Source organism: Mesorhizobium sp. WSM3873, assembly GCF_001672445.1.
In the GTDB taxonomy this organism is placed as follows: domain Bacteria; phylum Pseudomonadota; class Alphaproteobacteria; order Rhizobiales; family Rhizobiaceae; genus Mesorhizobium.
Window position 1 is genome coordinate 79,138 of sequence record NZ_LYTM01000009.1, and the last position, 24,434, is coordinate 103,571.

General features: G+C 65.0%; 25 protein-coding genes and 1 pseudogene. 16 read left to right on the forward strand and 10 right to left on the reverse strand.

Annotated features, from left to right (window positions below; all coding sequences use genetic code 11):
- Positions 1–12: 12 nt before the first annotated feature.
- From A9K71_RS08175 to A9K71_RS08185, 3 genes are all read right to left on the reverse strand, one after another.
- Entirely contained in the window at positions 13–1,293 is a 1,281-nt protein-coding gene (locus tag A9K71_RS08175; RefSeq protein ID WP_066993203.1) for an FAD-binding oxidoreductase, read from the reverse strand.
- Positions 1,294–1,342: 49 nt separating this feature from the next.
- Positions 1,343–2,170, reverse strand: coding sequence for a transporter substrate-binding domain-containing protein (locus A9K71_RS08180; protein WP_066993012.1), 828 nt, complete (start codon positions 2,168–2,170; stop codon positions 1,343–1,345).
- Positions 2,171–2,318: 148 nt separating this feature from the next.
- On the reverse strand, positions 2,319–3,212 hold the full coding sequence (locus tag A9K71_RS08185; protein WP_066993015.1) for a LysR family transcriptional regulator: 894 nt from the start codon (positions 3,210–3,212) through the stop codon (positions 2,319–2,321).
- 148 nt (positions 3,213–3,360) lie between these two features.
- Here A9K71_RS08185 and A9K71_RS08190 point away from each other — a divergent pair.
- From A9K71_RS08190 to A9K71_RS08210, 5 genes and pseudogenes are all read left to right on the forward strand, one after another.
- Positions 3,361–4,521, forward strand: a pseudogene (locus tag A9K71_RS08190) (MFS transporter); the annotation flags it as partial.
- A gap of 25 nt (positions 4,522–4,546) precedes the next feature.
- Positions 4,547–5,017 (forward strand): cyclophilin-like fold protein, encoded by a 471-nt coding sequence (locus A9K71_RS30035; RefSeq protein ID WP_066993018.1) that lies wholly within the window; start codon positions 4,547–4,549, stop codon positions 5,015–5,017.
- 19 nt (positions 5,018–5,036) lie between these two features.
- The gene (locus A9K71_RS08200) at positions 5,037–5,432 is read left to right on the forward strand and encodes a cupin domain-containing protein (RefSeq protein ID WP_066993021.1); all 396 of its coding nucleotides are present in this window, start codon (positions 5,037–5,039) and stop codon (positions 5,430–5,432) included.
- Positions 5,433–5,460: 28 nt separating this feature from the next.
- On the forward strand, positions 5,461–6,477 hold the full coding sequence (locus tag A9K71_RS08205; RefSeq protein WP_066993024.1) for a zinc-dependent alcohol dehydrogenase family protein: 1,017 nt from the start codon (positions 5,461–5,463) through the stop codon (positions 6,475–6,477).
- 9 nt (positions 6,478–6,486) lie between these two features.
- Complete coding sequence (locus A9K71_RS08210; protein WP_066993028.1) at positions 6,487–7,683, forward strand: arabinose transporter; 1,197 nt, start codon at positions 6,487–6,489, stop codon at positions 7,681–7,683.
- Between the two features lie 61 nt (positions 7,684–7,744).
- Here A9K71_RS08210 and A9K71_RS08215 read toward each other — a convergent pair whose 3' ends face one another.
- The gene (locus A9K71_RS08215) at positions 7,745–8,263 is read right to left on the reverse strand and encodes a hypothetical protein (protein WP_156752611.1); all 519 of its coding nucleotides are present in this window, start codon (positions 8,261–8,263) and stop codon (positions 7,745–7,747) included.
- Between the two features lie 220 nt (positions 8,264–8,483).
- On the opposite strand from A9K71_RS08215, the gene A9K71_RS08220 reads away from it, so the two are divergent.
- Positions 8,484–9,086, forward strand: a complete 603-nt coding sequence (locus A9K71_RS08220) for a cupin (RefSeq protein ID WP_066993206.1) — start codon at positions 8,484–8,486, stop codon at positions 9,084–9,086.
- 96 nt (positions 9,087–9,182) lie between these two features.
- Here the strand turns inward: A9K71_RS08220 and A9K71_RS08225 are convergent, their stop codons facing one another.
- Positions 9,183–9,542: a hypothetical protein gene (locus A9K71_RS08225; RefSeq protein ID WP_066993034.1), complete on the reverse strand. Its 360-nt coding sequence runs from the start codon at positions 9,540–9,542 to the stop codon at positions 9,183–9,185.
- A gap of 149 nt (positions 9,543–9,691) precedes the next feature.
- Here A9K71_RS08225 and A9K71_RS08230 point away from each other — a divergent pair, with 149 nt between their 5' ends.
- Positions 9,692–9,982: a DUF982 domain-containing protein gene (locus A9K71_RS08230; protein WP_066993037.1), complete on the forward strand. Its 291-nt coding sequence runs from the start codon at positions 9,692–9,694 to the stop codon at positions 9,980–9,982.
- Between the two features lie 18 nt (positions 9,983–10,000).
- Here A9K71_RS08230 and A9K71_RS08235 read toward each other — a convergent pair whose 3' ends face one another.
- The 4 genes from A9K71_RS08235 to A9K71_RS08250 all read right to left on the reverse strand — a co-directional run bounded on the left by A9K71_RS08235 (position 10,001) and on the right by A9K71_RS08250 (position 12,589).
- Positions 10,001–10,570 (reverse strand): DNA-3-methyladenine glycosylase, encoded by a 570-nt coding sequence (locus tag A9K71_RS08235; protein WP_066993040.1) that lies wholly within the window; start codon positions 10,568–10,570, stop codon positions 10,001–10,003.
- The gene (locus tag A9K71_RS08240; protein WP_066993043.1) at positions 10,560–10,934 is read right to left on the reverse strand and encodes a hypothetical protein; all 375 of its coding nucleotides are present in this window, start codon (positions 10,932–10,934) and stop codon (positions 10,560–10,562) included. The genes A9K71_RS08235 and A9K71_RS08240 overlap by 11 nt, the downstream gene beginning before the upstream one ends.
- Complete coding sequence (locus A9K71_RS08245; protein WP_066993051.1) at positions 10,885–11,247, reverse strand: VanZ family protein; 363 nt, start codon at positions 11,245–11,247, stop codon at positions 10,885–10,887. The genes A9K71_RS08240 and A9K71_RS08245 overlap by 50 nt, the downstream gene beginning before the upstream one ends.
- A 193-nt stretch (positions 11,248–11,440) precedes the next feature.
- Positions 11,441–12,589, reverse strand: a complete 1,149-nt coding sequence (locus tag A9K71_RS08250) for an amidohydrolase (protein WP_066993053.1) — start codon at positions 12,587–12,589, stop codon at positions 11,441–11,443.
- 196 nt (positions 12,590–12,785) lie between these two features.
- Here A9K71_RS08250 and A9K71_RS08255 point away from each other — a divergent pair, with 196 nt between their 5' ends.
- From A9K71_RS08255 to A9K71_RS08275, 5 genes are all read left to right on the forward strand, one after another.
- Positions 12,786–13,691, forward strand: a complete 906-nt coding sequence (locus tag A9K71_RS08255) for an alpha/beta hydrolase (protein ID WP_066993055.1) — start codon at positions 12,786–12,788, stop codon at positions 13,689–13,691.
- 225 nt (positions 13,692–13,916) lie between these two features.
- Positions 13,917–15,236: an aspartate aminotransferase family protein gene (locus A9K71_RS08260; RefSeq protein WP_066993064.1), complete on the forward strand. Its 1,320-nt coding sequence runs from the start codon at positions 13,917–13,919 to the stop codon at positions 15,234–15,236.
- Positions 15,237–15,260: 24 nt separating this feature from the next.
- A complete protein-coding gene (locus A9K71_RS08265) occupies positions 15,261–16,412 on the forward strand; it encodes an FAD-binding oxidoreductase (protein ID WP_082980396.1) in 1,152 nt (383 codons plus the stop codon).
- A gap of 135 nt (positions 16,413–16,547) precedes the next feature.
- On the forward strand, positions 16,548–17,117 hold the full coding sequence (locus tag A9K71_RS08270) for an EF-hand domain-containing protein (RefSeq protein WP_245299560.1): 570 nt from the start codon (positions 16,548–16,550) through the stop codon (positions 17,115–17,117).
- Between the two features lie 137 nt (positions 17,118–17,254).
- Positions 17,255–18,208, forward strand: a complete 954-nt coding sequence (locus A9K71_RS08275) for an EamA family transporter (RefSeq protein WP_066993070.1) — start codon at positions 17,255–17,257, stop codon at positions 18,206–18,208.
- A gap of 431 nt (positions 18,209–18,639) precedes the next feature.
- On the opposite strand, the gene A9K71_RS08280 is transcribed toward A9K71_RS08275, so the two are convergent.
- Positions 18,640–19,551: a LysR substrate-binding domain-containing protein gene (locus tag A9K71_RS08280; protein ID WP_066993073.1), complete on the reverse strand. Its 912-nt coding sequence runs from the start codon at positions 19,549–19,551 to the stop codon at positions 18,640–18,642.
- Between the two features lie 397 nt (positions 19,552–19,948).
- Here A9K71_RS08280 and A9K71_RS08285 point away from each other — a divergent pair, with 397 nt between their 5' ends.
- From A9K71_RS08285 to A9K71_RS08300, 4 genes are all read left to right on the forward strand, one after another.
- Complete coding sequence (locus A9K71_RS08285; protein WP_066993076.1) at positions 19,949–20,716, forward strand: SDR family NAD(P)-dependent oxidoreductase; 768 nt, start codon at positions 19,949–19,951, stop codon at positions 20,714–20,716.
- 8 nt (positions 20,717–20,724) lie between these two features.
- A complete protein-coding gene (locus A9K71_RS08290; RefSeq protein WP_066993079.1) occupies positions 20,725–21,489 on the forward strand; it encodes a glucose 1-dehydrogenase in 765 nt (254 codons plus the stop codon).
- Between the two features lie 237 nt (positions 21,490–21,726).
- On the forward strand, positions 21,727–23,280 hold the full coding sequence (locus tag A9K71_RS08295; protein WP_066993209.1) for a trimethylamine methyltransferase family protein: 1,554 nt from the start codon (positions 21,727–21,729) through the stop codon (positions 23,278–23,280).
- Between the two features lie 82 nt (positions 23,281–23,362).
- Positions 23,363–24,391, forward strand: coding sequence for a GlxA family transcriptional regulator (locus A9K71_RS08300; protein WP_170950342.1), 1,029 nt, complete (start codon positions 23,363–23,365; stop codon positions 24,389–24,391).
- Positions 24,392–24,434: the final 43 nt, after the last annotated feature.

A 24,434-nucleotide genomic window follows, 5' to 3' on the forward strand; every position in this document is an offset into this window, starting at 1 on the left:
ATCTCCCTGTGGTCAGCGGGGGCGTTCGCGCCACCAATCTTGCGCCTGTAGCTTCCAATAGGTGAGTTGCGCCGCGGCAAGCCCGACCGGCCCCCCCGCCCAGGTCAGTCCGAACCGTTCGAACAGCCGGTAACGGTCCGACTGGCCGAGTATCGCCTCGGCCACCACCTTGCCGGCCATGGCGGTGGTGTTGATGCCATGGCCGCCAAACGCCGTGAGATACCAGACGCCTGGCTGCAGCTGTCCGATCTGGGGCATCAGGTGCCGGGCGTAGGCCATCAGCCCCGACCAGGCGAGTTCGGTCTTGAGCGCAGCGAGCTGAGGATAGGTTCCGACCATCTCCCGGCGCAATTCCCTGGCCAGCGCCGCCGGCGAAGCGGCCCGCGTGCTGATGCGCCCACCCCAGAGCAGCCGCCGCCCGTCTTCCACGACGCGGTAGTAGTCGCCGGCGCGGCGGCTATCGCCTATGCCGTCGGTCGTCGCGATGGCGCTGGCGATGAGCTCCGGGGCCTCCTCGCTCAGCATCACATAGGTCGCAATCGGCAACATGGCCCGCCTCAACTGGCCGAGCAGCCGTCCTGTGTAGCCGCCGGTGGCGAACACCGCCTGCCGCGCGCGTACTTCGCCGTTTGCTGTGCGCATGGTCTTTTGCGGGCCGTCGAGTCTCGCCTCGACGGCGCTCGACGCCTCGTGGATCCTGCCGCCCAGCCGCTCGATCTCCTCGGCGACGGAGCGCAGATAGTTGAGCGGATGAATGTGGAAGGCGTTGGCGTCGCGCAGGCCCTGATAGTAGCGCTCGGACTGCAGCACCGCGCGCACCTGGTCACGCTCGAGATATTCGAGCGGATAGTCGAAATCCCGCGCCAGCCGTTCGGCGTGGGCCTTCAGTTCGGCGCCGCCGTCATGGCGAAGCACGCCGATAATTCCGGGGCGAGGCTTTGCCGTCTTGATGTCGAGATCCTTGATCGTCTGGCGCACGAATTCGACCCCTTCGATCGACAATCGGTGCAGCTTCTGTGCCGCCGCGGTGCCGGCCATCGCGGCGATATTGTCGCTGCCGGTGGCGAAGCCGGGGCTGACGAAGCCGCCGTTGCGGCCCGAGGCGCCGAAGCCGACGCGCTCGGCTTCGAGCAGGACGACTTCGCGCCCGGCGCGGGCCAGCTGCAGCGCCGTCGTCAGACCGGCCAGTCCGCCGCCGACAATGACCGTGTCGCATTCGGCCAGGCCCGCCAAAGGTGGTCTGACCTTCTCGTCGGCAAGCGTGCGGCGATAGTAAGTATCGGGATAGGTCATGATGAATCGCATGAGAGCGGGCGGCCTTGAAAGCCGCCCGCGAAGAACGTCAGTCGGCGCTGTAGTTCTTGCCGTACCATTTGGTGGTCAGCGTGGCGAGTGTGCCGTCTTTTTTCATCTCGTCGATGATGCCGCCGATCTTGGTGGTCCACTCGGCGTCACCCTTGTCCGCGATCACCACCAGCGGCTCGCGGAAGGCGTAGTCGCCCTCGAGGATGCGCAGCGGATACCCGTTCTTGATGGCGTTCTGGGCGGTCTGCTCGGGCGCGATGACTGCGTCGAGCCGCACGCCGTCCCCAAGTCTCAAATCGTCGAATGGCAGCATGGAATCGGCAAAGGTCCGTATCTCGCCGGGTTGCAGCTTGTATTCGACTGGCGGAAGGCCGGGAGCGTCGATCTCCAGCTGACGGCGGATGAAATCTTCCGAAGTCGTGGCGGTTTCGACACCGATCACCTTGCCGTTCAGGTCGTTCACGGACTTCGCCTTGCTGTCCTTGTGGACCACATAAACATAAGGGCTGTAATAATAGATGCCGGCGAAATCGATCACCTTGGCCCGGGCCTTGGTCGGCGTCACCGAGCCGACGCCGAGGTCGTAGCGGCCCTGCCAGTGGCCGCCAGTCATTGTGGCCCAGTCGGGCGTCTCGAAGCTGACCTCCACGCCCAGACGCTTGGCGATCTCTTTCGAGACGTCGATATCAAAACCCACCAACTGGTTGCTTTCGTCGAGAAAGCTCTGCGGCGGCCAGCCGCTGTTGGTCGCGACCACCATGGCCTTCTTGGATGTGACGCGATCCAGGGTTTCTCCCGCTCGCGCTGCCGACACGAATGCGAGCGCGCCGGCAGCCAGCGCGAAACAAGCGATCAATCTCCTCACGAAACCTCCCTCTCGTATGTAAGATGTCTGACAACGCAATTGTCCGGAAGGGGCAGGGCGAGTCAAGCATCTTTTGTCGGGCATTGCCGAGTTGAGCCTGCAATGGGCGTCCAGGCGCTGGGCGCTCGTGCCGCCCCCGGCCCCAGGCTCAACTCCGATGCCGAAGCGCCTCGACGACGACTGCCATCGCCGGAGAAAGCTGCCGCCGGCTCGGATAATAGAGGTGATAGCCCGGAAAGGGCAGGCTCCAATCATCGAGCACGAGCGTCAGCCGCCCGTCCGCGATGTGGCGGCTGACGAGGTTTTCCGGGACATAAGCGATGCCGTAGCCGCTTAGCGCCGCATCGATCATCGGCAGGGTCGAGTTGAAGGTCAGCTGGCCATCGACCCGGACCCGAAGCTCGCGGCCCTTCTTCTCGAACTCCCAGGCATAGAGCCCGCCAAACGTCGCCTGCCGCAGGCCGATGCAGTCATGCCCGACCAGATCCTGCGGTGTCCTCGGGACTGGGCGGCGGGAAAAATAATCCGGCGAGGCGATGGCCACCAGCCGCCAGTCGGGGCCGATCCGCACCGCGATCATGTCCCGGTCGACGCTCTCGCCAAGCCGCACGCCGGCGTCGAAGCGCTCCTCCACGATGTTGCGCATGCCGTTGTCGCTGTAGAGCTCGACGCGCAAGTCGGGATAGTCGCAGAGCATCGGCTCGAGCTTCGGCCAGACCGTCGTCTCCAGCGCATGGTCGGACAGCGTGATGCGTACCGTGCCAGCGGGCTTGTCCCGGAAGGCGACCAGACCCGCGAGATCCGCCTCGATCTCCTCGAAGCGTGGGGCGAGCGACTGGTAGAGCCGCTCGCCGGCTTCCGTCGGCGCCACGCTTCGCGTCGTGCGCGTAAGCAGGCGAACGCCGAGGCGGGCTTCCAGCTGCTTGATGGTGTGGCTGAGCGTCGACTGTGACGTGCCGAGTTCCGCCGCCGCCCTGGTGAAGCTGCGCTCCCGGGCGACAGCCAGGAACCACAGCAAATCTTTCATGTCGCCGCGCTGCATGGAGAACCTCCTGGTCGATTTATATCACAGGTCGATAAGTCCATACGGATTATCTGCTCTAATCGAATTGGTTGCACTGCAATATCTTCCGGGCAGGTCGCGGCGGCCGTGGCCGATTCCGGCGCCCCGTTTGCAAGGATGCCCCCGAATGGAAACCACTTACGACATAAGGCTTGTCAAAGACCGCGCCATGCGGGGGGCGGTGCTCTCGATGGCGCTTTGCGTTTCGGTGCTCATCGCTTCGGAGTTCATGCCGGTCAGCCTGCTGTCGCCGATCGCGACCGATCTCGGTATCACCGAGGGTCGGGCGGGCCAGGCGATCTCGATTTCGGGCATTTTCGCTGTCGTGACCAGCCTGCTGGTCGCCGGCCTGACGCGCCGCACCGATCGCAGGCTGGTAGTCACCGGCTTCACTGTGCTTCTCATCGCGTCCGGGCTTGCCGTCACCTTCGCCCCCAACTACGCGTTCCTGATGGCCGGCCGCGCGCTGCTCGGCATGGCGATCGGCGGCTTCTGGTCGATGTCGACCGCGATCGTCATGCGCCTCGTCCCCGAGGAGCAGGTCCCTAAGGGCCTCGCCATGCTGAACGCCGGCAACGCCGTCGCGGCCACCATTGCCGCGCCGCTGGGCAGCCTGCTTGGGGCCTATGTCGGTTGGCGCGGCGCGTTCTTCCTGGTCGTGCCGCTCGGGTTCCTGGCGCTCGTCTGGCAGTGGCTCAGCCTGCCGCCGCTCCCGCCGCGTCGGCGGAAGGGGCCGGGCAACAGCCTGGCTCTTCTCGGCCGTCCTCCGGTCGCCGTCGGCATGGCATCGGTCATGATGCTGTTCATGGGTCAGTTCGCGCTCTTCACCTATCTGCGTCCCTTCCTCGAAAGGGTCACCCAGGTCGACGTCGCGACGCTTTCGGCGATCCTGCTGGTCATGGGGCTCGCGGGCGTCGGCGGCACCTGGTGCATCGGCCGGCTGCTGCGCGCGCGTCTGTTCAGCATCCTGATCGTCATTCCGCTGGTCATGGCCGTGCTTGCGCTCGCGCTCATCGCCCTCGGCGCAATACCCCTTCCCACAGCCCTGCTGCTTATCGCCTGGGGTTTCTTCGGCACGGCCGCGCCCGTCGGCTGGGGCACCTGGCTCAGCCGCACGCTGCCTGAAGACGCGGAGGCCGGCGGCGGGTTGCAGGTGGCCGTCATCCAGCTTGCCATTACCGGCGGCGCCGCGATCGGCGGCACGCTTTTCGACACGGTCGGCTGGTGGGGAGCCTTTGCCTTCGGCGCGGCGCTGCTTTGCGGATCGGCGCTCGCCGCGTTCGCCGCATCGCGCATGGGCGTAGGGCCGTGCCATGACGACCGGCCATCCCAAGCTCAGTCGCCGCGCATTGCTCGGCGCCGCGCTCGCATCAACGCTCCTGCCGCGGCGCGCCCGCAGCCAGCAGGGCAGGGGCCCGGCCAGCCAGGAACCCGCCGACATGAAGATCAGAATGACATTCGATGGCCGAACCATGACGGCCACGCTCTACGACAATCCTTCGGCACGCGATTTCTTTTCCATGCTGCCGCTCGATCTCACGATCGACGACTACGCGCATAACGAGAAGATCGCCTATCTGCCGCGCAAGCTGACCGAAGAGGGCAGCGGCCCGTTCGGCAACGAGCAGCCCTATGACCTCTGCTACTTCGTGCCCTGGGGCAATCTGGCGATGTTCTACGCCGGCTACCGCCATCCCGGGCTGATCAGGCTCGGCCGCTTCGACGGTGGCGAAGAGGCCCTGCACATACGCGGCGAGTTCCCGCTGCGCATCGAACGCATGTGAGAACGCAAAGGAGATCACCATGGACATTCTTCGCGCTGGCACGAGGCCGTCCGGCAAGGGGCCTTCCGACTGGTTCACCGGCACGGTCCGGATCGATCCGCTCTTCAATCCCTTCGATGCCGCGCGGGTGCAGGGCGCGCAGGTCACCTTCGAGCCCGGCGCCCGCACCGCCTGGCATACGCATCCGCTGGGGCAGACGCTGATCGTCGTCTCCGGCCGTGGCCGCGTGCAGCGCGAGGGCGGGCCGATCGAGGAGATCCGCCCCGGCGACGTCGTCTGGTTCGCGCCCGGCGAGAAGCATTGGCACGGCGCGTCGCCCGAGACGGCCATGACCCACATTGCCCTCCAGGAGGTCAAGGACGGCAAGGTCGTGGACTGGCTGGAACATGTCAGCGACGCCGACTACCGCGCCTGATTACCGATCGAACGAAAAGGAAAGCAAAATGCTCGCAACTGTTCTTCATAAGCCCGGCGATATCCGCTGCGAGGAAATCGAGGACCCGAAGATCCTTCGCCCGACGGACGCCATCATCAAGCTCTCGGCGAGCTGCATCTGCGGCTCGGACCTGTGGCCGTATCGCGGGCTGCAGCCGATCGATCGCCCGATGCATATGGGCCACGAATATTGCGGCATCGTCGTCGAGGTCGGCGCGGAAGTGCGCAACGTGCGCCCCGGCCAGTTCGTCGTCGGCTCCTTCTGCCTCTCCGACAACACCTGCCCGCATTGCCGCTTCGGCTTCCAGTCCTCCTGCGTGCAACGCGAGTTCATGTCGGGCGCGCAGGCGCCTTACGCCCGCGTGCCGCTGGCCGACGGCACCCTGGTGGCGACTTCCGAGGTTCCGCCGGCCGACCTTGTGCCTGACCTGTTGGCCGTCTCGGATGTGCTCGGCACCGGCTGGTATGCGGCGGATGCGGCCGAGGTGCGCCAAGGATCGACGGTTGTCGTCGTCGGCGACGGCGCCGTCGGCCTGATGGGCGTGCTCGCGGCGAGCGAGATGGGCGCGCAGCGCATCATCGCCATGAGCCGGCACGAGAGCCGCCAGAAACTCGCGCGCGAGTTCGGCGCGACCGACATCGTGGCCGAGCGCGGCGAGGAAGGCATCGCCCGCATCAAGGAACTGACTGCGGGCGTCGGCGCGGACTCGGTGCTGGAATGCGTCGGTACGGCCGAATCCTTCGACCAGGCGCTGGCCTGCTCGCGCCCCGGCGGCACCATCGGCTATGTCGGCGTGCCGCATGGCGTGAGCTTCGACGGCCAGAAACTGTTCTTCGGCCAGAAGCGCATGCTCGGCGGCCCGGCGCCGGTGCGCCGCTTCCTGCCCGAGCTGATGGAGCGCGTGCTCAAGGGCAGGATCAAGCCCGGCAAGGTTTTCGACCTCAAGCTGCCGCTGACTGAGGTCGCCGAGGGCTACCGCGCCATGGACGAGCGGCGCGCGATCAAGGTCATGCTCGAGGTCTAGGCGCCGGCGATGGTCGCGACGGGCACTGCAGCCGATGAAAGCCGGACGATGGCGAGATTGCTGCCGATCATGGCGGCGGTCTTTGCCAGCTTCCTGCTCATCGGCCTGGCGTTGCCCGTCCTGCCGCTGCATCTGCATGACAGGCTCGGCTTCGGCCCGTTCGCCGTCGGGCTGGTGACGGGCAGCCAGTTCGTCGCCTCGCTGCTGTCGCGCATTGGTGCCGGAAACTATGCCGATCTGCGTGGCGGCAAGCGCGCCGTCGTGGTCGGCCTTGTCGGCGCCGCGCTGGCCGGGCTTATCTATCTCGGCTCACTGGCTTTGCTCGCTCAGCCGATCGCGTCCGCTACGGTGCTCTTCGTCGGCAGGGCGGTGCTGGGCGCGGCCGAGAGCTTCATCATCACCGGCGGCGTCGCCTGGGGCCTGGCGCTTGCCGGCGGACAGAACTCCGGCAAGGTCATCGCCTGGATCGGCATGGCAATGTTCGCGGCACTGGCGCTCGGCGCGCCGATCGGGTCCGCGCTCTATGAAGCCGGGGGCTTCGCCGCGATCGCTCTCGCCACAATGGTCCTGCCCCTTGCAACACTGCTCGCCACTCTGCCGATGCGCGGCGTCAAGGCCGTCGGCAGCGCCGCGCGGCAGTCCTGGACGAGCGTCGCGCAAGCGATCTTGCTTCCGGGCGTCGGAGCGGCCCTCAGCAGCCTCGGCTATGGCGCGATCCTGTCCTTCGCAGCGCTGCTCTTTGCCGAGCGCGGCTGGCATCCGGTGTGGCTTCCCTTCACCGCCTATGCGGCATCGCTGATCGCGGCAAGGCTGTGCTTCGGCCACCTGCCGGACAGGCTCGGCGGCGCCCGCGTCGCCGCCATCTTCGTGGTGGTCGAGGCGGCGGGTCTTCTATCGATCTGGCTGGCACCGGGGCCGCTCGTCGCGGTAATCGGAGCGGGCCTGACCGGGCTCGGCTACTCGCTGGTCTATCCCGGCCTTGGCGCCGAGGCGGTCGCCCATCTCCCCGCAAGCAGCCGCGGCCTTGCCATGGGGCTCTACACCGTCTTTCTCGACGTGGCGCTCGGCTTCGGCAGCCCGGTGCTCGGCCTGATCGCCGCGTCCGCCGGGCTGCGGTTCGTCTTCCTCGCCGCCGCCGCGACGACACTTCCGGCTTTGGCCATCGCGCTCTTGCTTCGCCGCAGGTCAGCCCGGGCAAGGATGTAACGGAAAGCGCGCCGCCGCTGCGCCGTTTCTGCAGGTCGTCGGATCGGCTCTTCGGTCAGCTTCAGGGCACTTCGGCCCACAACCGGGCGGCAAAGCCGCGCTTGTCGAGCACCCAGGTCTCGCCGGTCACCACTGCCTTGCCGTCCAGACATTTGTAGGAATAGAGCGCGTCGTGACCGGTCGCGAAGGCTGGCACGACGTCGGCATTCGGGTTGGCCTTGCAGAATTCGTCCGCGCCGGGATTGTCGCGCGCGGCGTTCATTTTGGCGCAGGGCAGGTTTGCGCCGACGAAGCAGGCCAGCACTTTGCCGTCCATGCAGCGGTAGTTGGTCTGCGCCTGCAGTTCCGATTCCGCCGGCGCGCCCTTGGCGTCCGGAAAGAGCTTCCTGAACGCCTTGACCGTGCCGCCGTAGAGCTCGTGCGAGTAGGCGCGGGTCGTATCGTCGTTCTTCACCTGGCGGCACAGTTGATGGAGATTTTGGGCCTTTGCCGCGCTGCCTGAAGCGAGCACCGGGAAGGCGGATGCCGCAAGCACCACCGAAACGAAAACGCCGATGGTCGAAAGGCAAAATGCACGCATTTTGACCTCCTCGGGAAGGGCGCGCGGCCATTGCTGGCGTCGCGCATGGACGCCGGCAACCTCCCGCAGCTTGACCGCTGCGATGCCGGGAAGCAATGGGGGTCGCTCGTGCCGCGATCGTGCGTCGCCAACCTCTGGAACCAAGGCCGTCCCCACGGGGTTGAGTTCAGTCGGCCGAGGTCGCAAGGCGTTGCAAGCGGCACTTATGGAGGGCCCGGCTTTGAGCATTGTCGAGAGCATCAAGAAAGCAGCGGAGAAGCTGACTGGGATCGCAAGACCGGGCACGTCCAGGCTCGCGGATCTGGTCAGGCAGAGGAAAGCCAATGCCTTCCGCTTCAAGGACGACGGCCTCGTTCCGAACCATCCGTCCTGGCCGCTGATCGTTTACCGCGGCGCCGTGACGTTGCCGGACGATCTCGATCCGGCAGCCGTCTTCGAGGAGCTATTCAAGGCGAATGGCTGGGGCGGCAGTTGGCGCAACGGCATCTACGATTATGTCCACTACCACTCGCGCATCCATGAGGCGCTGGGCATTGCGCGCGGCACGGCCAAGGTGCGCTTCGGCGGCGACAAGGGCCGCGCGCTCACGGTCAAGGCCGGCGACGTCGCGGTCCTGCCGGCCGGCACCGGTCACCAGCGGCTCTCGGCTTCCGACGATTTCCTCGTCGTCGGCGCCTATCCGCCCTCCGGCACCTATGACGAATGCACCAAGCCCGAGCAGCACGCGGAAGCGCTACGCATGATCCCGAAGGTGAGCCGGCCGCGCAAGGACCCGGTCTATGGCCGCGACGGACCATTGCTGAAGGCGTGGGGCGAACGCTGAATGCAAGCATCTCGCCATCAAGCGAGGCCATCCCCACCTGCGCCTTCAACAAGAAACAGCGGCCGCCGATTCGAAGTCGCAGCGGCGCGCTTTCGCCTACGGATACTGCGTCTTCTTCGGCGCGTAGGTTGCCGGATCGAAATCCAGCTCCTTGGGCAACGGCTGGCTGGAGCATTGCAGGTGCACCTGGCGGGCAAGAAGCCGTCGCTGTTGCTGCTCATGCTCCTTCACCGCCGCCACCATCCCCATGCTGTACGGGCCGAGCAGCACGCCAAAACCCCAGCCGGGATGCTCCTTTTCGCGCACGTCGTAGTCCGAGGCCGCAATGCGGGCCTGCTGGCATTCCGGCGAGGCCCATTTCGGGTCCTGCTGCGACAGCTTCGCTCCGTAGTCGACCGGAGAGGTCACGCATCCAGTCAGCGCCGCGCTCAGCGCAAGGATCATTGCGATTCGCATCCGCAAGCCTTTCCTAATGTGCGGGCGAGAAAACACACACGGAGGCTTCGGGCAAGCATCCGTCGACGGGAACCAAAATCGCTTTCGAGCTGCAACCGGCCTGCGGGACGCGCGTTGTCGAAGCAGCTTACCTCATGGAGCCCACAGCAATGCCCGCCAAGCGTTTCTCTCAGCCCGTCGCAATCTTCGTCGGGCTCGGCTTTCCGCGCGAGATAAACACCGTCTTCGAGGCCTATCAGTTTCTCGACGAATGGACGGGCAGCCGCAGCCCGACCTACGCAACGACCCTCGCGCTGTGCCGGGCGGCGGTCGCGGGTGAACAGGATGCCGAAGCCGCACGCGTCGCCTTCGAAGCGTTCGCGAGGTCGCGCGGCATTCTCGCTGCCGAAGCGATGGAACTGGCCGCGGCGCGTGCCGCGCACGAATGGATGGCGGCGTGATCGATCGCTATCGATCTGTCAAAACTTCCGGCTGACATAAGGCGATCCGCCGAGGCCGAACCGCCACTGCGCCTCCACGCCCTTCGTGATGCCGATCCTGCGTCCGCTCAAAATAGCGGCCGCGTTGGTTTCCGAGGCGGAAAACTCGAAGGGCGGCGCGATGAGCGACAGGCCGTTATGCGAGCCGTCGACGCCCAGCGCCTGGCAGAGCTTGCCCGGGCCGGAGCATAGCAGCCTGTCATCGTCGGTTCCCCGCCTGTCGCGCATGGCGGCGATGCCGGACTGCGGCTGGATCGCGCGGATCAGCACCGCGCTGCCCGGCAGGCACACCGCATTCAGGCACCAATGCAAGCCGTAGGAGCGATAGACATAGGCCGTGCCGGGGGCGCCATACATCGGCGCGTTGCGCGGCGTGCGGCCGCGATAGCTGTGCGAGGCCGGATCGTCGGGGCGATAGGCCTCGGTCTCGACAATGATGCCGCCGACGCCGGCGAGGCCGAGCCGCGCGCCGATCAAGGCGCGCGCCACCGTGACGGCTTCGCGCGCGAAGAAATTGTGGTGCTGGTCGGCGTGAGCGCTAGGCGGCATGGCGGTCAACGCTCGTCAGATAAGCCATGATCATCCTGCGGCACTGGCCCATCGCGCGTTCGCCGGCGACGCTGACCGGGTGCCGTTCGATGGCGCGGTGGACCACGTTCTCCAGGAGCGTCTCGATGAGCGCCGCCGCATCGCCCAGATCGAGGTCGGGCGCGATCTCGCGGCGGTGCCGCGCCAGCTGGTTTTTGATGATCGTCGCGATCCGATCCCCGACCTCACGGACCTTTTCCGCGCGATAGCGCCGCGCCAGCGAAGAACCCCCAGCGGGTTCCGCGCGGCTTTTGCCTGCGCTGCCGTGCCGGGATTCAAATCCTCGGACCTGCCGAACGATCGACGGCCCTGCTCGCGACGCCAAACATAATCCGCGCCAAGGCGATCCCGATGAGGCCGGCCGCCGCTTTCACGAGCGCATCCTGGAGCCGGGCATGCCGGCCGGGATCGACCGCCTGCAGCAATTCCAATAGGCCGGCCGCGGCGCAGACAAACAGCATTGCGTGCATCAGGCGGGCGCGGAATCCGAAGGCCAAGACAAGGCCGAACAGGGCATAGGCGAGAGCGCGTTCCATGTTCGCCTCACCGAGGTGCGGGCGCATTTGGACGGGTGAGAGGGTGGCAAACGTGATGGCCGCCAGCAGCACGAGGGCGGTAAGACGGGAGATCGAGGTCATTCCCCGCTCATACAAGCGGCAAGCCGGCATAACAATACAGGGCGCTACGCGGCACACGCAAACCGCCGGCGAAAGCTGTCCGGCCGTCCCTGCGCACCATGTCAGTTCAGCGTTTCGTGGGAAAGGGTGAACTTGCCCTGTCTCTCTGTTCCGACGCAATTCCGGCCGGAGAATGCGCCTCCTTTCCAGCCGCTCACCCCAGCAGATTGCGCGCCGCGCGCATGAAGATCTTCGAACCGATCGGGATCAGGTCGTCCGGGAAATCGTAGTCGGGATTGTGCAGCGCCGGGTAGCGCTCGCCGGCGCCGAGGAAGAACATCGCCGACTTGGCGCTGTGGCCGAAGATGCCGAAATCCTCCGAGGCGCGCATCGGCAAGGCTTCCTCGCCGCGCGACACGCCTTCCTCGTCCAGCGCGCGCTCGAGATGCTCCACCGCGTCCGGCGCGTTGACGCTGGCCACGAAAATCTCGTGGTAGTTGTGGCGGACGGAAAGGCCGTGTTGGGCGGCGATTCTTGCCGCCAGCGCTTCCGCCGCTGCAACCAACTCCGCCATGCGCTCGTCGCGGCGGGTGCGCAGCGTCGCCCACACCTCGGCATAGCCGGGCGCAATGCCGAACACCGCTTCGCCCATCGAGCAATGGGTGACGGTGACCATGGCGAAATCGTCGTCGGCGAAAATGCCGCGCCCGAGCGCCGGCAATTGAGGCATCAGCTCACTCACCGCCAGCATCGGCGAGCTGCCGGTTTCGGGCATGGAGGAATGCGCAGTCTTGCCTTCGAGCACGATCCGCATGCCGCGCGAGGCGCAGTTCACCACGCCGGGTTTGAGCCGCACTTCGCCGAACGGCACGCGCGGCAGATTGTGCAGCGAGAAGGCGAAGTCAGGCTGGATCTCGGAAAAGCGTGGATCGGCGACGACGCCGGCCGCGCCATTGCCGGTCTCTTCCGCCGGCTGGAACATCAGCACCACGCGGCCGCGCGCCGGCCTTTGGCGCCCGAACTGGCGGCCGAGCGCAGCCAGGATCGCTGTGTGCCCGTCATGGCCGCACATATGCGACTTGCCCGGCACCTGTGAGGCATGCGCGACGCCCGAAAGCTCGTGGATCGGCAGCGCGTCGAGCTCGGACCGAAACAGCACCGTCGGCCCGGCTTGCCCGCTGTCATAGACCGCCGCCACGCCATGGCCGCCGAGCCCGGTCAGTACCTTGTCGGGCCCGGTATCGGCGAGGAAGTCGACGACCTCCTTCGCCGTCTTCTCCTCTTCGTTGGAGATTTCCGGCTGCCGATGCAGCTTGCGCCGCCATTCCGTCAGCTCGACCAGGTCTCGGTTGGTCAGGGTCACGTTCGTCTCCGCGTGGTTTGCAGCTAACACAAACACAATAGGGTTCTGCTCGCGCCGTGCCATGCCGATCAATTCAAATAGTCCATGCGCGAATTCGCTGACGCAGCTTGACACATCCAGCGACTATCCCAACGACTTCCGTTGCCAAAGCTCAAAGCGCTACTAGTGGCGGCGCGCTTGGTCGTGGGGCGTAGAAATGAGCGGTGCGGGCGAAAACCTCGATCTAAAGGAAATCAACGCAATTCGCGCCTTGCTGGCGTCGAAGCCGCGGCCGGTGGGCTGGGACGAACGCCGGGCGCGGCTCGACGAGGTCGGCTCCTCCTCGCCGGTCGCGGCCGATATCCGATGCGAGGCGGTGACTTTCAACGACCTCGCGTCCGAGTGGTCCTTGGCGCCCGGGTCCGACACCGACAAGGTGCTGCTCTTCTTCCATGGTGGCGGTTACTGCTCCGGCTCAATCAAAAGCCATCGTCGAATGGTAACAGAGGCCGGCCGGGCAATGAGAATGCGCACGCTTGCGGTCGGCTATCGGCGCGCCCCGGAACATCCCTTTCCCGCGCAGCACGAAGACGCGCTCGCGGCGTGGCGCTTCCTCGCCGAGCAAGGGATCGCGCCGGATCGTATCGTTGTCGGCGGAGACAGTGCCGGCGGCAATCTCAGCCTGTCACTGGTCGGCCGGTTGCGCGCGGCGGGCGAGCGGTTGCCGGGCTGCCTTTGGCTGGTCTCGCCCTGGACGGATCTTTCGATGTCCGGCACGACATTGTCAGCCAAGGATACGATCGACCCCATCATCCACCGGGCCTATCTGGAGGAACTGGCGGGCGCCTATGTTCCCCATGGTGTGGACCGGCGCGATCCGCTGATCTCGCCCTTGTTTGCCGATCTGACCGGATTTCCTCCAATGCTGATCCAGGTCGGTTCCGCCGAAACGCTGCTGTCGGACGCGACGCGGCTCGCCGAGGCCGCCGGCATAGCGGACGTCGAGGCACGCCTCGAAATCTGGCCGCATATGATCCATGCCTGGCCGGTCTGGAATGCGCAATTGAGCGCCGGGCGGCGCGCGCTTCTGAGCGCGGGCAGCTTTGCCCGCGAATTTGTGTAGCCACCGGCGGCCAGGCAGGATCGGCATGTTCCCGACCTGACCGCTTTGTTGCTCGGGCCGCGCCTGGCAGCTCGATGCCGCGAAAACGATATCTGTGGCCCGCGTTGCTTGGCCGGGCTGGCCGCTTGCGGACATTCGGGGGCGAGCCATACGATCCTCACCGGGTGAACGACTCCAGCTTCCGCTGCAGCTCCGCTTCGCTCCCCCAATTCGCTTCGGAGAACCATGCCGCACTATCCAGACGCAATGCCCCTGTCCAAGACCCTGTTCGAACGTGCCAAGAAGGTGATGCCGGGCGGGAACACGCGCACCACGGTCTTTGTCGATCCGTTTCCGATCTATGCCTCGCGCGGCGAGGGGTGCAGGGTCTGGGATGTGGACGGCAACGTCTATTACGACTGCATCAACAATTTCACCTCGATGATCCATGGCTACACGCAACCGGATGTGGCCGCCGCGGTGATCGACCAGCTGCCGTTCGGCACGGCCTTCGGTGCGCCGACGGTCAGCGAGATCGAGCTTGCCGAGCTGCTGGTCGAGCGGTTGTCCTCGGTCGACCGGATCCGCTTCGCCAACTCCGGGACCGAGGGGGTGATGATGGCCATCAAGGCCGCGCGCGCCTTCACCGGGCGGCCGAAGATCGTCAAGATCGAGGGCGCCTATCACGGCTCCTACGACTTCGCCGAAGTCAGCCTTGACAGTACTCCCGCCAATTGGGGAGACATGCCGAATTCCACGCCCTATGCGAGGGGCACGCCGCGCGGGGTGCTGGACGATGTGATCGCCGTGCCCTTCAACGACAGCGAAGCGCTGCGCGCGGTCTTCGCCGCTGAGCGCAATACCATCGCCGGCGTGCTGATCGATCCCATGCCGAACCGCGCCGGTCTCATTCCTGCGCGGCAGGATTACCTGCGCGCCATGGTCGAGATCGCCCATGCGGCGGGTGCCCTGGTCATCTTCGACGAGGTGATTTCCTTCCGCCTCGGATATTCGGGCGCGCAGGGGCTGTGGGGCATCCAGCCCGACCTGACGGCGCTGGGCAAGATCATCGGCGGAGGCTTTCCCGTGGGTGCCGTCGGCGGCCGGGCCGACATCATGGCGGTGTTCGATCCGACCCAGGGCAAGCCCGCTTTGCCGCATGGCGGCACCTTCACCGCCAATCCGGTGACGATGCGCGCCGGGCTTGCCGCGATGCGGGCGCTGACCAGGGAAAGCTTTGCCCACCTCGATCGCCTCGGCGCGTTGTTGCGCGACGGGATCGCGGCCTCATTGGGCAAGCATGGTCTTGCCGGCCAATGCGTCGGCCTGGGCTCGCTCTTCAAGGTCCATTTCACGTCGCATCCGGTCACGGATTACCGGTCCGTCTATCCGGGCCAGGCCGAACGCAGGAAGCTCGATGCCTTCCACAAGGGCTTGCTTGGCCGCGGCGTCTTGTCGGCCAGCTATGGCCTGTTCGCGCTGTCGACACCGATGACCGAGGCGGACGCCCGCGCCATTCTGCAGGCGATCGACGAGACCCTGGGCGAGATCGCTCGCCAGTCCTGAGACAGGCCGACAGGAGGATCACGGATGACAGCTTCTCCTCATGTGGTGGTGATCGGCGCCGGCACGTTGGGTTTGTGCTCGGCCCTCCACCTTGTCGAACAGGGCGCGCGCGTGACCGTGCTCGAAGGCCAGTCGATCGCCTCCGGATCGAGCGGCAGGTCGGTCGGCGTGGTCGGATCGCAATTCACCGATCCGTTCGAGATCATGCTTCGCGTTCATGCGTTGCGCCGCTTCCGCCAATGGGAGAGCCAGGGGCTTGGCTTCAACCATATCGGCTACCTGCGGCTGGCGCGCACGAAGAAGCAGATGGAACTGTTTGCAAAGTCGGTAGAAATTCAGGAAGCGGCCGGCCTGCGCTCGCGACTCTATCGTGCGAACGAACTCACGGAACTCGTGCCGCATATCGACCCGGATGGCCTGGAGGGTGGGCTGTTCGGGCCCGACAATGGCTTTCTCGACCCTCACGAGATGTGCACTTTCCTGGCGCAGACGGTCCGCGCAGAGGGCGGCGAAATCCGCCAGTATCGCAAGCTGCTCGGGGTAAGGCGGCGAGCGCGCGCCTACACGCTGGAGACCAGCGGCTATCCGATCGATTGCGATGTCGTGGTCAATGCGGCAGGAGCCTGGGCGCCGCAGGTCGCCGAACTCTTCGGCCAGTGTCTGCACATTTGGCCCGAGCGTCACGAGGCGGTCGTCATCCATCTCGACGAGCCGCTCGGCTACACGATGCCGATGGTCATGGATCTGGTGAATGGCGAGGGAAGCGGCCTCAATTTCCGCCATGAGAAAAGCACCGAACTGATCGCCGAGATCCACAAGGTGGACTCGCTCGCGCCGGAGGATCCCGACAACTACAACGACCAGTGCGACGAACGATCGAAGGTCAGACTGGCGGAGCTTCTCCTCGAGCGGCTGCCCGACCTGCCGGGCGCGCGGCTTGGCCGGGGTTGGGCCGGCCTTTACCCCGTGTCCGCGGACCATCGCCCCTTCGTCGGCCCGATCGATGCTTCCGAGCCGACATTGGTGACCGCCGCCGGCGCCGGCGGCTACGGCATTCAGCTGGCCCCGGTGATCGGGCAGATCGCGGCCGACTGGGTTCTTCACGGCGCCCCGATTTCCGCGTCCGGCACCGAGAGCCTGCTGCCGTCGGCAGCGCGAAACATTGCTCTTAGGTGATTGAGCGATGGAGCTTGGCGGGATATCGAAGTCCGTGTCACGCGCCTAGGAGCGCGCCGGCATTCTGCAGGCTCGAAACACTTCTTGGGCCATCGGCGCTTCGCGCGGAACCATCGGATCGAGAGCAGGTTGGTTGTGCATCTCAGTTTGAGAGACAGTCACAGCTCAAGGGAGAACCCGATGAAACTTCCGTACAGAACTACAGCCGCCGCTGCTGCCTTGCTATTCATGAGCTTCCCGGTCCTTGCCCAGACAAGTGCTGCGCCGGAGCCCACGCCGATTCCGCAGAAGCCCGGACCGACCGCGACACCGGAAGCCAATGCTCAACCCGCAGGTTCGACGCGCGAGATGATCCGCCAGATGATCGACGACGCGCTCCAGGAGAAGCTGCAGGAAGATCGTTCGGCTGAACAGGGACCCCGGCATGGCGGACGTTGGCACCCCGAAGACAGACAAGCGCGGCGCGACGGCGACAGAATGGCTGGCAGGCCTGATCGGATGGGACCGCGCATGATGCACCGCGCCCGTATGCAGGTCATGTTCGCGATAGTGGATGCCGACGGCGACGGCGCACTGTCGCAGGGCGAAGTTCAGGATATCGTCGGCAGGATCTTCAACGCCGCCGACGAGGATGGCGACGGCAGCCTCGACCTGGACGAGCTGCAGTCGTTCATGCATGGCTCCGGTGGCGGGCGCATGCGGTAGCGGCGCCGAAGCACATCCAGCCAGAGCGAAGCATCTTAGCCGCCGCTGTCCATGGAAGCGCATATATGTGACGGCCAGGGATTGAGATATATTGCCGCCATCCTTGGGCGCTGACGTTCTTTGAACGGGGGCATGACATGCAGGCGGTGCCGATAGCTCATCCGGCGGAACAGTCCGCCGCCGCCTCGGTACCTTCGCTCTCCGGCTATCCGGCCGCGGTGCTGTGCTGGCTGCTGTCGGCCGGCGTCTATATCGCGGCCAAATGGGTAGCGCCGGAAATGCCGCCCTGGGGACTCTGCTTCTGGCGGCTTGCGCTCGCCTGCGCCATCCTGCTGCCGATCGTGCATCGCCATCACGGCGCGATGATCGCGCTTGTCAAATCCCGGCCGCTGGAGATCGCCGCCGCCGGAGCGATCGGCCTGACGCTCTGCCAGGGCATGATCTACCGCGGCCTCGCCGACACCGACGCGACCACGGCCGGCATCATCATGGCGCTGTCTCCGGTCATGACGATGGTGCTCGCGCGTTTCGTGCTCGGCGAGCCGCTCGGGCTTTGGCAGGCGCTCGGCGCGGTGGTTGCGCTCGCCGGCATGCTGGTGATCGTCGCGCATGGCGACCTGACGGCGCTGCTTCAGCTACAGTTCAACCTGGGCGAATTGTGGATCGTCGGCAGCGCGTTCTGCTGGGCGCTCTACACCGTGCTGGTGCGTCGGTCCAAATTCGGCATCGAGCTGTTGCCGCTGGTGGTGCTCCTGCTCGGCGCCGGCGCGCTCGTCGCCCTGCCTTTGCATCTGTGGGAACTGGTCAACGACGAGCGCTCCGCCTTGAACGCCCATGGCTGGCTCGCGCTCGCCTATCTGGCGGGCCCGGGCGGCGCCCTGATGTACTATCTCTACAATCGCAGCGTGGCGACGCTCGGCGCCAGCCGGGCGAGCATGCTGCTCTATCTGCAGACGATGTTCGTCGCCATCCTCGCCTATCTGCTGCTCGGCGAGAGCCTGCATGACTACGATCTTATCGGCGCCGCCTTCATCGTCGCCGGCATCGTGCTCGCCACGATGCTGAAGCCGCATGCGGCTCGCGTCGCCTAGCCCGGTCCTGGCAAGTGCAAGGAGAGTTTACCGCATCGGCGCGGTCTGTCGGCACCCTGACACGGGAGCGGCCCGGAGCCCTTGTGGGTTTGGTGGCGAAAGGCAAGGGCCACCGGGCCTAACCGGCGGGGACCTAGTACGGGGACTTCGCTAAGAGGGCACCGGCTGATAGAAATATGCGCCAATGCTAATACAATTGGAACGCATCCCTAAGGACGATGGCCAGACTGGCCAGCTTAGGTAAATATCGGCCGTGCGCTTCGCATGCTCGGCCATTCGGACGACCGAGGCCACGACAAGGCATCGAAGCAAGCGCCTGCCTGATCTGGAATCCGTGGGCCAACGGATCGCGGTCGTCGACGAATATGGTGTTGTGGCCGACACTTCGCGCCCAGTCCGCCGACGCTTGGCCGAGGCTGCGGCGGCGAGCTCTAGCTCGCTCGTTCCTCTGCCGCCACTTCCCGGATCCAGCTGCGCAGGCTCTCTGCAGCGGGGGAAAGCTTACGATTGTCATTCCAGGTGAGATAGTAGCCGCCGGGCGCCGGCAGTTCGAGATCGGTCAATCTGACCAGCTTGCCTTCGTCGACCTGCGCGTTGACCAGGCGGTGCCAGCCAACCGCAACGCCCTGGTCGGCCTGGGCGGCCTGCAGCGCCACGAAAAACTTGCCGAAGCGCCGACCTCTGGTCGAACCGTGGGGCACGCCGGCGCGTCGCAAAACTTCGTCCCAGCCGGCCCAATCAGGATCAACCCAATCAACATGCAGCAGTGGCAAGTCAGCCAGCGAGTCCGCCGTTGCATCGCGATGGCTGCTCGCAAAGCCCGGCCCGCAAACCGGATAGATGGTCTCGTCGAAAAGCAACTCGGCGGTTTCGTCAGGCCACGACCCAAATCCGTAGCGGATGCGCAATTCGACCTCGGCGCGGCGATAGTCGCGAGGATTGTCCGAGATCAGGTGATCAACGGAAATGTCAGGGTGCCGCGTCCAGAAGACCGGCATGCGCGGGATCAGCCACATCGATGCCAGCGCATCCGAGCAAGCCAGGGTAACGTTCTTCGAACGATCGCCGCGCTTCACATTTCGGACAATGTCGGCGGCTCGCGAAAAGCCGCTGGCCAGCACGCCATAAAGATCTTCGCCTGCGCTTGTCAGCGCCACGCCGGTGCCCAGGCGGGTAAAGAGCGGCACTCCGAGCTCGTCCTCGATCGCTTTGATCTGTCGGCTCACGGCGCCGGGAGTGACGTTCAGTTCCGCAGCCGCCAGCTTGAACGACAGGTGCCGGGCGGATGCCTCGAAAACCGCCAACGCGGTCAATGACGGCAGGTCGTAATAGCGGCGAACCATGTCCAAACTCTCAACACTTCGATGATCGCGCAGCGCGACAGCCTGAGCAAGAGAGGCCCGACTTGTCCGAAACTGCCTGCAGCCGATGCGATAGCGGTGTTTCGACAGCTATGGCGGCGATCCCCAACCCTTTGCGGCGGACCATAGGAGAATCCAATCCGCCCAGCCCCGCCTACCGCGACGCCTTCCAATCAGCGTCCGACACCGCTGCCATGAGGCACCTGCCGTCAATACCGTCAAAGCGTGCGAATGATTTTTCTGCGCGCTGCCTCCGTACGAGTTCTGGCGCCGCGCAACTCAACAAGGAGGTGAGTCTTTTGCAGGCCCGCGCCGCTGGCCTTCGGCGGCGGTTTCGAGAATATGCACTGAACTCTCCCCTAGGAAGATGGCTCGAGCAATGACTGATACTGCGAAGAAGACGGTCGTGATAACGGGCGCGGCCGGAGGCATTGGGCAAGCGATCTGCAGACAGTTCATTGCCAACGGCTATCGTGTGATTGCCGGCGACGCCGACCAGGCTGGGCTGGACAGGCTCGGGGTCGAGCTCAACGGAGGCGAAAAGAATGTCTGGAGCAAGGTCGGCGATCTCCGCAACAAGGCCTATTGCGAGGATTTGATCGACCATTCCATCCAGGCCACAGGGCGTCTGGACGTGCTTGTCAACAACGCCGGCGTCATCACCCGCGGAAACATCCTCGAGACGACCGACGACGACTGGGAGCGGACATTCGACATCAACCTGAAGTCGATCTTCTATACGTGCAGGCAAGCCATCGGTCACATGAAGGGCCGCGGCGGCGGCGCGATCGTGAACATCGCATCCTGCTGGGGACTTTACCCCGGGCCTGGCCACGCGGCCTACTGCACCAGCAAGGCGGCCGTGGCGGCATTCTCGAAGTGCCTCGGCCGCGATCATGCCGGCGATGGGATAAGGGTCAACGCGGTGTGCCCGAACGAGGTCAACACGCCGATGCTGCGCACCGGCTTCGCCAAGCGCGGTTTCAATCCCGACACCGCCATTGCAGAGCTCAACAGGTCCGTGCCGCTCGGCCGTATCGCCGAGCCGGAAGATATCGCCGAGGTGGTCGATTTTCTGAGTTCCGACGCCGCTCGCTACGTCGCGGGCACGACCGTCGAAGTCAACGGCGCAAAGCCTGTCTATTGAGGATACACATGGCCGACAGATTGGCAGGCAAGATTGCAATCATCACCGGCGGCGGACGCGGCATCGGTGCCGGCATTACCCAGCGCTTTGTCGAGGAGGGGGCAAAAGTCGCCATTGTCCAGCGAAATGCCCCGCCCGACGAAATCCTCAACGAGCGCACCATTTATGTGAAAGCCGATCTTTCGAATTCCCAGGACATTGCCTCGGCCGTCGAGACCGTCGTTGAGCGGCTTGGCGGGCTGGATATCCTGGTCAACAACGCCGGCATCATGTTCGAGAAGACGGTCGACGAGATGACCGAGGCAGATTGGGACCAGATGATGGACATCAATCTGAAGGCTCCGTTCCTCCTGACGAAAGCGGCAATGCCGCATCTTCGCAAGCGCGGCGGTGCAAGCATCGTCAACATCGGCTCGATCGAAGGGCTGGCGTCCAATCCGGGGCATCCCGCGTATTCGGCCTCGAAAGCGGGCATCCACGGCTTCACGGCAGCGGTCGCCGTGGACCATGGGCATGAGGGTATCCGCTGCAATGCCATCGCGCCGGGCTGGATCAATTCAGACCTCAGCGAGGTCTACATCGACAGCATGACCGACAGCGACCGCGTCCGCAGGGAACTGCTTGTCATGCATCCAGTCCGGCGTCTCGGCCAGCCAACGGACGTCGGAAACCTCGCGGTCTGGCTAGCTTCGGAAGAAAGCGCCTTCGTCACCGGTCAGGTCTGCGTCATCGACGGCGGCCGCACAAAGAAACTTCCGCTGCCGGTCTCGTAAAGCCGGAAGTTCGGCAATCCGTTACAGGCTCACCACGCGACTAGGGACAAGCTCGACCAGGCCCGAAGCCTGCGTCGTGACCGTCGGACGGCGACGGCTGTTCAGCACTGGAGCTTCGGCCTTTACGCGCTTTTGCTCAACAGGCGCGTGAGACTTTTGCAGTAGGTGAAATCTCCCCGTTTCGGCAATAGTTCCGCCAGCTCACAAGGGTTGCAAAGTTTTTTCTCGGAGACCGCCATGACTGCTCAATTGCAAGTTTCTCGTAGAGGTGGGCGGGAGGCGCGACGGACCATCCGCACGGCACCGAAGATCGACATGCTGCCGACGCTGAAGCGCGGCCTGCCGGTTGTGGAGCCGATGGATGCCGAGCAGGTCGAGCGTATTCATGAGGCTTCCCTCGCGATCCTCGAAGACGTGGGCGTCGTGTTTCGCGACCCGATCGCGATCGAGGATTGGAAGAGGGCCGGCGCCGAGGTCAGAGCCGACGACCGTGTTCATCTCGACCGCGGCCTGGTCATGGAACTCATCAAGACCATTCCCTCCAGGATCGAGTACTTCGCCCGCGACCCGGCGAAAAATGTCGAGCTCGGCGGGCCGAAGTCGATCTTCGTGCCGATGACCGGTGCGCCCTACATGCGCGACCTCGATGATGTCAGGCGCGGCCCGACGATCGCGGATCTCGGGACCTTTCACAAGCTGGCCCACATGATGCCGGCGCTGCATTCATCGGCGCACCACATCGTCGAGCCGATGGACATCGTGGTCGCGCATCGGCACCTGCACATCACCTACTCGTCGATGAAGCATTCCGACAAGATGTTCATGGGCATGACGACTTCGCCCAAGAATGCCGAGGACGTGCTCGACATGTGCGAGATCTTGTTCGGCGAAGGCTTCCTGGAGACACACTCGGTCGCGACGGGCAATTGCAACGGCAATTCGCCGCTGGTCTGGGACCAGGTGATGCTCGGCGCCATGCGCGCCTTCTGCAGGCGCAACCAGCCGGTGCTGTGCTCGCCCTTCGTTCTGGGCGGCGCCAATACACCGGCCTCCACAGCCGCCGCTGTCGCGCAGCTCAATGCCGAGGCGCTCTCCGCGCTCGCCTATACCCAAGTGATCCGCAAAGGCTGCCCGGCGATCTACGGGCACTATCTGTCTACGGTCTCGATGCAATCCGGCGCCCCGATGGCTGGGACGCCGGAGATATCGCTGATGAACTTCATGATTGGCCAGATGGCGCGCCGCTACAACGTGCCTTGGCGCACGTCCAACCTGCTCGGCGGTGCCAAGGTCTTCGATGCTCAATCCGGCTATGAGAGCGCGATGACCATGATGGCGGTGCTGATGTCGGGCGCGAACTACATCTGGCATTCGGCGGGATGGAACGAAGCCGGCATGCACTGCTCGATCGCGAAGTTCGTCGTCGATGCCGAGGTCTGCTCGATGGGTTATCGGATGACGCAGGGAATCCAGTGGGACGACTTCGATGAGGCCCTGGCTGCCGTGCGTGACGTCGGGCCGGGCGGCCATTATCTTGGCCATCCGCATACGCAGGCGAATTTCGAGCGGGCCTTCTTCATCCCGAAGCTGTTCGACAACAACTCGATCGAGCAGTGGTACGCGGACGGCGCCAAGGACATCAAACAGCGGGCACTCGAGCATGCCCGCAGGCTTCTGGCCGAATACGAAGAGCCCACGCTCGATATAGCGAAAGACGAGGAGCTGCGCGCCTACATCGACCGACGCTCGCGCGAGATCCCCGCGGTCGATGCGCTGAACGAGGAATACTGAGCGTGACCCCCGAGCCCGGAACGTCCGGCAAGCCAATCGGCATCTACGGCGCCTGATGAACGCGTCCGCGAACATAAGGGCCATGAAGTCTTGCGCCACGCCGGAGATTTCGGCGATCGCCGACAGGCCCTTCGACCTGGTGGTTCTGGTGTTGCCCGGCTTCTCGCATCTGGCGCTCCACGCCTATATCGAACCGTTTCGCATCGCCAATACGATATCGCGCTTGCCACTGTTCCGCTGGCGGATCGCGGGAGTGGACGCTCGGCCCGTGGAGGGTGCGAACGCCCTCTCCATTGCAGTCGATGCAACAATCGATGAGCTGGGTTGCAAATCGGACGATCGCAAGCCGGACCAGCTCGCGATATTGGCGGGCGAACCGGTCGAACGGCAACTGACCCCACAACTTAATGGATTTCTGCGCACGATTGCACGTCGCGGCGTTTCGATATCGGCGGTTGGAACGGCGACATGGCTGCTGGCGCAGACCGGTCTGCTTGCAGGAACGCGTTGTACGATCCACTGGTCTCGGCTCGCCGCATTTTCCGAAGTTTTCAATCAGCCGCGAATACGAGACTCCCTGTTCGTCAAAGACGGACAATATTCAACTTGCGCCGGCGAGCTGGCGGCCTTCGACCTCGCGATCGATCTGATCGGCAGTCATGCCGGCGGGTACATCGCGCAAGAGGTGTGCCGGCATGCGACCGTAGAGGGCCAGCGCTCAGGCTCAAACCGGCAGACCGGCCCGACCGGTCTTGCCTTCGCCGGGGTGAGCGACAAGCTCGTGATGGCGATGCGGATCATGGAAGAGAATGTGGAATTTCCGCTCTCCATGGATGAGGTTGCACATCGGGCCGGAGTGTCACGGCGCCAACTCGAACGCTTGTTTGCTGCTCATATCGAGGTGCCGCCAGTGCGGCACTATCTGCGGATACGCACAGACCATGCCAAGCGCCTGATCGAAGGGACGCGCTTGCCCATCATCGATATCGCCATGGCGTGCGGCTTCATATCCGCCTCGCACTTTGCAAAGTGCTTCCGGGCGTTCAACGGCATCTCGCCGCAACAATGTCGCGCGATGGTGCCAGCCTGGGTCGGGCCTGGCCTGGGGTAGGGCCCAGGCGGTTAGCCATGCCGGCGCTTGTGTCCGCTTGCCG